Below are 8,786 nucleotides of genomic sequence, written 5' to 3'. Positions count from 1 at the left end.
GTCTATACTGTCCTTAATGAGAATCTTATTATGCCACATTGCTTGGTTAAAGATTTCATAACAAGATTCTGTATTATAGAAATCATAAAAACTTAAATTCCCGCTTAATGAGGCATTATAAATCGAGATTCCACTACCTTCTCCACACGCAATATTGCTTGGTAAATTGGGGGGGTTATCAATGAAATCTGATTGTTTAAACTTATGAAAAGGCATAAAATTTAAAGAATAATCACCATTTCCTTTTTGTACATGATTTGCTTCTTGATAGAAAGGTAAAAGATTGGTTATTTCAACAATAAATTCTTGCTCTAAATCTAAGAACTCCCTGCAAATATCAAGCAAATCAAGGCTTAATACCTCTGTGCTACTAAAAAGAGAATGTAGTGCATTACTAGGATAACTCTTTGATGCACTCATTTGCGTGTTGCATCTGTTAAATGGAGAATTCGGGCTAAGTTTTAACTTCTGCAACATTGTAAAACTACCAAAATCGTCATCAACAAAGCTAGGAGTGATTTTTACAAGGCGATCATAGAGATTAAAGACCGTCCCCTCCATAAACTGCAAAGGTAAGATAGGGAAAAATTTACTGAAAAGTGAATCTAACCTTTGTGGAGATTCTAAATCTTTAGAAGAATCCATGCCTTGTCTTAAAAATGCGAGAGAGGGCAAGGGGGCTATCTCATATTCACCTTGCGCGCGGATACCTACTACGCCATGAAGCGCATTGTCATCACGGCTTATATTGCAAAGCGCATTAATACCTATTACATTCCCATACGCAAGCGGCAATACACTAACATTGGCAAGCGCATTAATCGCTTTAAAAATTTGTGCAATATGAATAGAATCTGGAGAATGTGTGAAATCCTGCCCTACTAAGAAAACGATATTGTTGCGCTTGATAGCCTGTACATTTTGCAAAGGCTCTGTGGTTTCCTTACTGTGTCCAATATCTATGGGCTTTTCAAAAAGCAATATTTCTTGTAGCCTTTCTAATTCACTTTCACTTATGTTGCTTTCTGCTATGAGATGACCCATATCCAAGTTTTTTAACCACGCTTTTAGGTATTCTTTTGTTTGAGAATCTAATGCTAAATCAGACAATGATGCTATTTTTTGTGATATATTTTCTTGTATGATATTTGGCATAAATAGATTGAGCAAAATAGCACTTATAGCAAATTCTGCGCCAGTCTCATATCTTAATTCTAAATCGCTTTTAAAGCGAGATTCACCAATAGTATTAATCCAAATATTTTTCATACCTCTTTTAAGATTATATTTTGATAAATCACTGCGTAAAACAGGCATTTCGTCATAGAGATAAGCACCCAATACTACGCAAACATCAGCACTCTCCAAAGCCTTGTCAATGGAAAGAACACGCTCATTGGCATGATAGATAATACTGCCAAAACGGTCATAATAAAATGTGCTATCACAATATACTTTTAAAGACATTTTTTGTGCTAATTGATTGACAAGCCATGCTTCTTCATTGGTTGCATTTTCACTCAGCCTAATAGCTTGAATCTTAGAAAAGTCGATATTAAGATGCCTAAAATGCAGATATTTAGCTTGAGACTCCATGTCGTTGTGTTTTGAATAGAATCTTCCATTTGAGGACAAAGATTGTTGGACAGAATCCATATCTGCAAGATTATTATAAACAGATTCTATAACACGATAAAAGGGATTTTTTCGCATAAAATTATGTCTGCCCGCGTGGCATAATTGCTTGATATGTGCTTCATTTTTGATTCTATACACTTCTTTTTTAGAATCTACATTGCATTTTATCTCATAATATAATTCACATCGTAATGAGCAATGTACGCAGGTAGATGGCACTTTTTCTAGTTCCCATACATTACTTGTGTAAGTAAATCTTTGTGAAATCATTGCCCCGGTAGGACACACGCTTACGCATTCATCACAGTCTTCGCAGTAGGCATTAAAATCTACTCCAATCTTAGAATGAAACCCCCCAGCAAGCACATTAAGAACATTATTACCCACAAATTCATTGCAAGTCCTCGCGCATCGCTCACACATAATGCACAAGCTTTCATCATAAATTTTGTTGTGAAAATGCACAAAATCTTGTTGCTTTTGCAGTGCAAAATAAGGCTGTATATCCACCTTAGATTCTAAAACCTTATCTTGCAATTCACATTCGCCGCTTTTATCGCACACACCGCATTCTAGCGGATGATTAATGCAAAGAAAGCTCATAATTTGATTGCGATATTTCTCTAGCCTTTGCGTATTGGTGCGAAATTTTGCAGGTTTAGTAGAGAAGTTGGGATAGCTTTTGCAGCTAGCAATAATATTGCCATTTTCTTCTTCTACCACACACATGCGACACGCGCCTGTAGGAGATAATTTGCTCAAATCACATAAAGTCGGAATATAGATTCCATTTTCACGCGCGACTTGCAAAATACTTTGCCCTTTTTTCATTGTGCATTGTTTATCGTCAATAAAAATATCAAAATAATGATGAGGGTTCTTGATGGATTTTTGATTTTCTAATTCATCATGTTTCTTTATCTCACTCATAGTTACCTCCCCCCTACTGCGTTAGCCGCTACTCTACAATCAAAATTTGTGCTAGATGCTGAAGAATCGCGATGCGCAGAATCTGCACATGTATTAGGAGCATCCACAACACACATACTAATATAATAACAACGCATACATCTTGAGGCTTCATTTAATGCTTCCTCACGACTAAGTCCAAAATTGACTTCCTCAAAATTTTTTGCCCGATAGTTAGGGGCTAACTTAGAGCTTACTTCACGCATATTGCCGCGTAGGAATCCATGTACTTCACGATTGCTATCAAAAACACCGATTTGTTTAAGAATGTCCTCCATTTTTTCATCAGCATTAATCATCACTTCACCTGTTTGCAAATAATTTGCAACTACACTTGCTACACGTCTGCCTTGTCCCACAGCATTAACTATTGTCAAAGGACCACTCACACAATCTCCAGCCGCAAATATTCCCTTTTTTGTCGTGGAAAAACTTGCATCATCCACGGCAATAGTTTTCCATTTACTGATTTCTACGCCAAAACTAGATTCCAAAGGAAAATCCATCTCTTGACTTACTGCGGGGATAAGAATGTCGCAAGGCATAGTTATATCCCCATTTTCAATAAGTTTTAATTCACCTTTAGGGCTTGTTTCACTCTTGATAAGCTCATAACGATTCACTGTGAGCGCGCTAATTCTACCATTCTCCTCGATAATTTCATGCACTGCGCTTAAGAATTGAAATTCTACACCCTCTTCACAAGCTTCGTGATATTCCTCACTTGAAGTATTTTTAATAATTGTCGCTTCATCTCTGCGATAGAGCATAATCACGCTTTGCGCACCCAAGCGCACACAGCAGCGCACAACATCCATAGAAGTAAAGCCCCCGCCCACACATACAATTTTTTTACCTGTAAGGTTTGGCAATTTACCAATATGAAATTTTTGAGCAAGATTGACTGAATCCATAAATCTTATCGCAGGCAGATAACCCTCTAATTGAGTATTTTCGTTTTTACATCCAAGCTTCTTACTAGCTCTTGTTCCTACGGCAATAACAAGGGCTGAATGCTTATTCTCTAACTCTATGATATTGCGAGAATCTACGAGAAAATTTGTATGAAAAACAACCCCCAACTCTTTAAGTGAGTCTATATCATGATTATATGCCGTGATTGGCATACGATAATTTGGCACTCCAACTGCCACCTCACCCCCTAACACGGGCAATGCTTCATAAACTTCAACTTTGATTCCGCGTAAAGCCATATAATATGCAGCACTAAGTCCTGCTGGTCCTGCCCCAATCACTCCGACAGATGCAAAAGATTCAAAAGGATTAACAGAAGAATCTGCATTGCTCCCAGAAACGCCAATGTTTGCATAATGATTGGATTCACTATAAGCATAGACATTATTAGGAATAGCATAGCCTTCCCATTTATCTGTTTGTTTAAGGGCAAATTCAGCATCTGCACCTACTCTCTTGAGTTCCATAATGCTGATTGGTTCATCTAAAATAGCTCTACGACAAGCACTTTCACACGGATGCGGACAAACACGACCACACACCTGTGCTAAGGGCATATTGGCTCGTGTGCTAGAGAGCGAATCCATATAACGTATGTCCTTTACTCCCTCTATATACGCTGGAATATCTACTCTTGAAGGACACTCATCTGTACATGGAGCAGTAATTTTAGAGATATAGGCAATATTGCCTATTTGTGTTGTTATAGCACTCTTGTATCGTTGTAATGGCTCAAAGCTATTTTCTTGAGCATGCGCCATATTGTTATATCCTGTATTATTGGCTGCATGGTTGCATTCTGTGTTATCGGAATCTTTTTGAGATTCCATAGAGCGAGAATCATCATAAATAGTCTTGCTTATATCAGAACGTGCAGCACGGTAGCGAACTTGCGGTGAAGTGGGTGTGATATATTCAGTGTTTTGTTTTTGATGCGAGACATTTCGTGGTAGTGCATTATCTGGATTATAGGTATTAAAACCATCGAGTATTTGTGTTAATGCTTGACTAGCTTTTTGGAACTCCTGCATACTACGCTGCAACGATTCTGTATGGTGTCGCTTGGAATTCTTGGCAATGGCTTCTGTAAAAATATGGGGTTTAGATTCTAGAATTTGTAAAATCGGCTTGGGTGTAGTCTTACCAATTTCACATTTTGAGGTAACGCGCATAAGCTCACAAATTTCCCTTAGTTTATCTATATCTGCATGGGTGGCATGTGGGTCATTCTGAATTTTCTCAAGCAATTCATAAAGCACCTTACCACCATATTTCCCGGGCGTGCATCGTCCGCAGGATTGAGAGTAATTTTGGTATTGTTTCGCATAAATTTTTAAGGTTTGTAAAATATCAATATTTTCATCAAAGATGACTATGCCATCCCAGCCCACAAATGCTTTAATGGTTTCAGTTTTTTCTTCTTGCGCCTTGTTGCTAAAGAATTTCACATGTGATAAAGTTTGAGGAAAGTTATTTAAGCTATAAGGAATGTTTGGGTTATCTTTTTTTACCATAATAAAATCCTTGAAAATATTATCTCTTATCAGGTTTTTCTGACTACAATTGTCCAATCTACATGATTAAATTGTAATGAGTTCATCAAAGTGTGTCCTTTTTCCTGAATATAATTGGCACTCTTAGCAACATTTTCATGTTCTCCCTTTTCAAATAAGAATATTCCTACCTCACCGTGTTCTAATTGTGTGTCGATGAGTTCCCCCATTTTGTCATAAAAATTACTTTTTAAATGCCGTAAATCAAATCGTTTCATTGGTTATATCCTCTTTATTATAAACTAGACTAAAAACTCTTTTTTGGCAATTCACAATATCTACTTAAAATGCTTTATCATCAAGCCTGCTCTCTTCTATTCAGAATAAGACACATACCAATACAATTCTTAGCAGAACAATCAAGTCTGTAATTTCACAAGCTATTAAGAAGCGGACAAGCAAACCGTATAAGAGAAATTATCTATCAACCTCCCCTAAAATAATGTTGCTATTTCCAATCATCGTAATGATGTCTGCTAAATAATGACCCGGCATAACTGCTGTCATGCCCTGTAAATGATAAAAACTAGGAGCTTTCACTTTTACTCTGTGCGGATAAGGATTGCCAAGTGAGCTAATAAAAAATCCTAATTCTCCCTTTGGAGATTCGGTAGGAGCATACACTTCTCCCTTTGGAGGTCGCATACCCTGTGTTACTAGCACAAAGTGCTGCATTAAGGAATAGTTTTGTGTCATAATATCTTCTTTTGGGGCAGAAATATATTGAGGTGCATGTGCCATGAGCTGTGTGGAAGTATCGTTATAGAGTTTTATTGCCTGATTGATAATATTGCAAGATTGATAAATTTCTTCAGTATAAAGAATGTAGCGTCCATAACAATCCCCACTATCTGTATAAGGGACGCTAAACTCCACTTCATCATAAATTTCATAGGGCTCTTCCTTTCTAATATCATATTGCACCCCTGAACCACGTAACATAACGCCACTTAGCCCATATTCTTGTGCTTGCTGTTTAGTGATTTTACCTATCCCTTCAAGTCGCATACGCCAAATTCTATTCTTATCTAAAAGTCCCTTAATAAGGTCTGTTGTTTGTATAACTTCCTTTAAACATGCCTGAATATTCTCAAACCAATTATTTGGAATATCAAGAGGAACACCGCCTATGCGAATAGAATTATGCGTAAGTCTTGCCCCACAATAATCTTCAATCATATCCAATACATATTCCCTGCCCTTAAAAGCATACAAAAACACACTCATTGCACCAACATCAAGGGCATGGGTCGCTATAAAAAGCAAATGGGAAGCCAAACGATTGAGTTCTAAAATAATTGTGCGAATAATTTTAGCTCTGCGCGGCACTTCTATACCTAGCAGCGTTTCTACTCCATAAGCAAACGCATGATTATTGCTGCTTGCTGCTGTATAATCCATACGGTCTGTTGTGGGCATAAATTCATTATAGATCATATTTTCTGCGAGTTTCTCTACTCCTCTGTGCAAATAACCAATATCTGCAATCGCGCGCGTAACCATTTCACCATCAAGTTCTAAAATTAATCGTAATTGTCCATGCGCACTGGGATGTTGTGGTCCTAGATTCACAACCATCTTGTTGTCATCTTGCTCAAAAAGAACATTTTCAAATTGTGTTTGTAGTTTATTAAAATATTGTGCCATAGCTACCTCACATTCTCTTATCAAGAATTTTGGGATTCTCTGTAGGAAATTTCTTAAGAATAGGCGGCTTATTGACTTCTTGATAAGTAACCTTATGAATTGAATCGCTAGGTTTTTCACCCCGTGCTACTTCTTTACCAATGCGCCCAAAGTTTATACTGTCATTTCTATCGATTCGCGCACTATCTCTTTGCTCTGGTCCTACAATGTCGCGATATTCTCTCCCAAAAATCTTATCAACTTCATACCATGATGCAAACTCATCGCCTTTAAGCGGATAAGATTTAAGAAGGGGATAACCTATCCAATCAGTAGGCATAAGAATACGTTTGAGGAATGGATGATTGTCGAACTTGATTCCAAACATGTCATAGCACTCTCGCTCACTCCAATTCGCTGCAGGAAAGATGTTGCTCACAGAGGGCATAGACTCATTTTCGCTAATTTGACATTTAACCCTTAACCTACGGCGATTTTTGTGCGACTTTTCATGAGAGGTGAGCTGATAAAATAACTCAAAAGAATTATCAATCGCAAGATTATCAATCGCACTCATTTCGGACATAATGTTATAATGAAGGGATTTAAGAATCTCTAATGCTTTTGGAACAAAATCTTTTTTGACATAAAACACCGCTTGTCCTATTTCCACATAGCTTTTAAGAATCTCGATTTGTTGTGTCAAAGCTTCTTCTATAATACGAAATTCACTTTGTATTGTTGGAATCTTTGGCGTAAGAATGGGCTGATAGAATCTATCTGTATGATAAACTTTTTTTTGTATATCTTTTTTTGGTTGATTTTTTCGTATCATCTACTCTTCCTTCATAATCATGCTATTTCCTTAACTACTTCAAGGTCATTTTTAATACCAAACTTGCAAATAGTTTGCAATACATAATGCTCTATGCTCTGAGAAATCAAAAAAAATATTTATACCAAACGTTTGGTTATGGTGTCAGATACAGCCTTTTGAGAGCGAATTTTTTGTTGTAATACCATCATAGCGTATTGTAATGTTTCTGGTCTAGGTGCGCAACCTGGTAGATAAATATCTACAGGTATGATTCTATCGACACCCTGCACAGTTGCATAGGTATTAAACATACCTCCTGTATTAGCGCAGCTTCCCATAGAAACCACCCATTTTGGTTCAGGCATTTGGTCATAAAGTCTCCGAGTAAATTCGGCATGCTTTTTGGTGAGTGTGCCAGCAATTATCATAACATCGCTTTGCCTTGGGCTAGCTCGAAAAATGATACCAAATCTATCAAAATCAAACCTTGCTCCACCCGTTGCCATCATCTCAATAGCACAACATGCAAGCCCGTAAGTAAGTGGCCAAAGAGAATTGCTCCTTCCCCAATTAAGAATCTTGTCCACAGTGCTTAATGCAACGGGCATGCCTCTAGCACTCAAATAATCTACTTGATGCTTTGCCATACTAAAGCCCCCCTTTTCCATGCAAACAAGAATCCAACTGCTAGCAAACCGATAAAAACGAGCATTTCAAAAAAACCCAATAATCCCAAATGACGATACTCTAAAGCCCACGGAATCATAAAAATAATTTCCACGTCAAAAAGCACAAACAGTACTGCAATGATATAAAATTGGTGAGAAATTTTATTTGCCTGTTTGATAGGAATAGGTCCGCATTCATAAGGGGCATTTTTGAGTTTATCTCCCCTTTTTTGTGCTAATTTCCTAGAAATTAATCGTTGTAAAAAAAAAGTTGCTTGAAAAGCAATAATGGTAAGAGCAAACATAACAAATGCCCCAAAATATGGGTGGGTCAAAGTTGTATTATCCATTATTCTTCCTTAAATTCATTTATTGTTAAATGTCATACATTCAATTAAAGACCAAAAAGCTTCTCATCTTAGAATAAACTTGATACTTTAGGTTAGATTTTAAATTTTATTTAATAAAGAATCAATAAAATGCAAAAAGAATAGATTTTTATTTTCTCATAAGTTACCATTTGTTATGATTAAGTCATAA

7 protein-coding genes are annotated in these 8,786 nt (G+C 36.9%); all 7 read right to left on the bottom strand.

The window, feature by feature from the left end; translation table 11 throughout:
* A partial coding sequence (locus CQA44_RS10270; RefSeq protein WP_115547150.1) for a 2Fe-2S iron-sulfur cluster-binding protein occupies window positions 1-2,568 on the bottom strand: 2,568 nt, incomplete at its 3' end.
* A 2-nt stretch (window positions 2,569-2,570) separates the two neighbouring features.
* Window positions 2,571-5,096 carry an FAD-dependent oxidoreductase gene (locus tag CQA44_RS10265; RefSeq protein ID WP_258865006.1) on the bottom strand — a complete coding sequence of 842 codons (2,526 nt, stop codon included), beginning with the start codon at window positions 5,094-5,096 and terminating at the stop codon, window positions 2,571-2,573.
* 29 nt (window positions 5,097-5,125) lie between these two features.
* On the bottom strand, window positions 5,126-5,353 hold the full coding sequence (locus CQA44_RS10255; RefSeq protein ID WP_115547149.1) for an NADH-ubiquinone oxidoreductase subunit E family protein: 228 nt from the start codon (window positions 5,351-5,353) through the stop codon (window positions 5,126-5,128).
* A gap of 199 nt (window positions 5,354-5,552) precedes the next feature.
* A complete protein-coding gene (nuoD, locus tag CQA44_RS10250; RefSeq protein WP_115547148.1) occupies window positions 5,553-6,782 on the bottom strand; it encodes an NADH dehydrogenase (quinone) subunit D in 1,230 nt (409 codons plus the stop codon).
* Window positions 6,783-6,789: 7 nt separating this feature from the next.
* A complete protein-coding gene (locus CQA44_RS10245) occupies window positions 6,790-7,596 on the bottom strand; it encodes an NADH-quinone oxidoreductase subunit C (protein WP_115547147.1) in 807 nt (268 codons plus the stop codon).
* 119 nt (window positions 7,597-7,715) lie between these two features.
* On the bottom strand, window positions 7,716-8,225 hold the full coding sequence (locus tag CQA44_RS10240; RefSeq protein ID WP_115547146.1) for an NADH-quinone oxidoreductase subunit B family protein: 510 nt from the start codon (window positions 8,223-8,225) through the stop codon (window positions 7,716-7,718).
* A complete protein-coding gene (locus tag CQA44_RS10235; RefSeq protein WP_115547145.1) occupies window positions 8,207-8,596 on the bottom strand; it encodes an NAD(P)H-quinone oxidoreductase subunit 3 in 390 nt (129 codons plus the stop codon). Before CQA44_RS10235 ends, CQA44_RS10240 begins: the two co-directional genes overlap by 19 nt.
* Between the last annotated feature and the right edge of the window lie 190 nt (window positions 8,597-8,786).

The sequence above is a fragment of the Helicobacter sp. MIT 14-3879 genome, assembly GCF_003364125.1.
Note: the sequence above shows the minus strand (reverse complement) of the source record. Positions and strands in the feature narration are given on the sequence as shown.

Coding starts and splice junctions, on each gene's coding strand:
- nuoD (WP_115547148.1), bottom strand. CDS start 6,782: ATGGCACAATATTTTAATAAACTACAAACACAATTTGAAAATGTTCTT.
- CQA44_RS10235 (WP_115547145.1), bottom strand. CDS start 8,596: ATGGATAATACAACTTTGACCCACCCATATTTTGGGGCATTTGTTATG.
- CQA44_RS10265 (WP_258865006.1), bottom strand. CDS start 5,096: ATGGTAAAAAAAGATAACCCAAACATTCCTTATAGCTTAAATAACTTT.
- CQA44_RS10240 (WP_115547146.1), bottom strand. CDS start 8,225: ATGGCAAAGCATCAAGTAGATTATTTGAGTGCTAGAGGCATGCCCGTT.
- CQA44_RS10255 (WP_115547149.1), bottom strand. CDS start 5,353: ATGAAACGATTTGATTTACGGCATTTAAAAAGTAATTTTTATGACAAA.
- CQA44_RS10245 (WP_115547147.1), bottom strand. CDS start 7,596: ATGATACGAAAAAATCAACCAAAAAAAGATATACAAAAAAAAGTTTAT.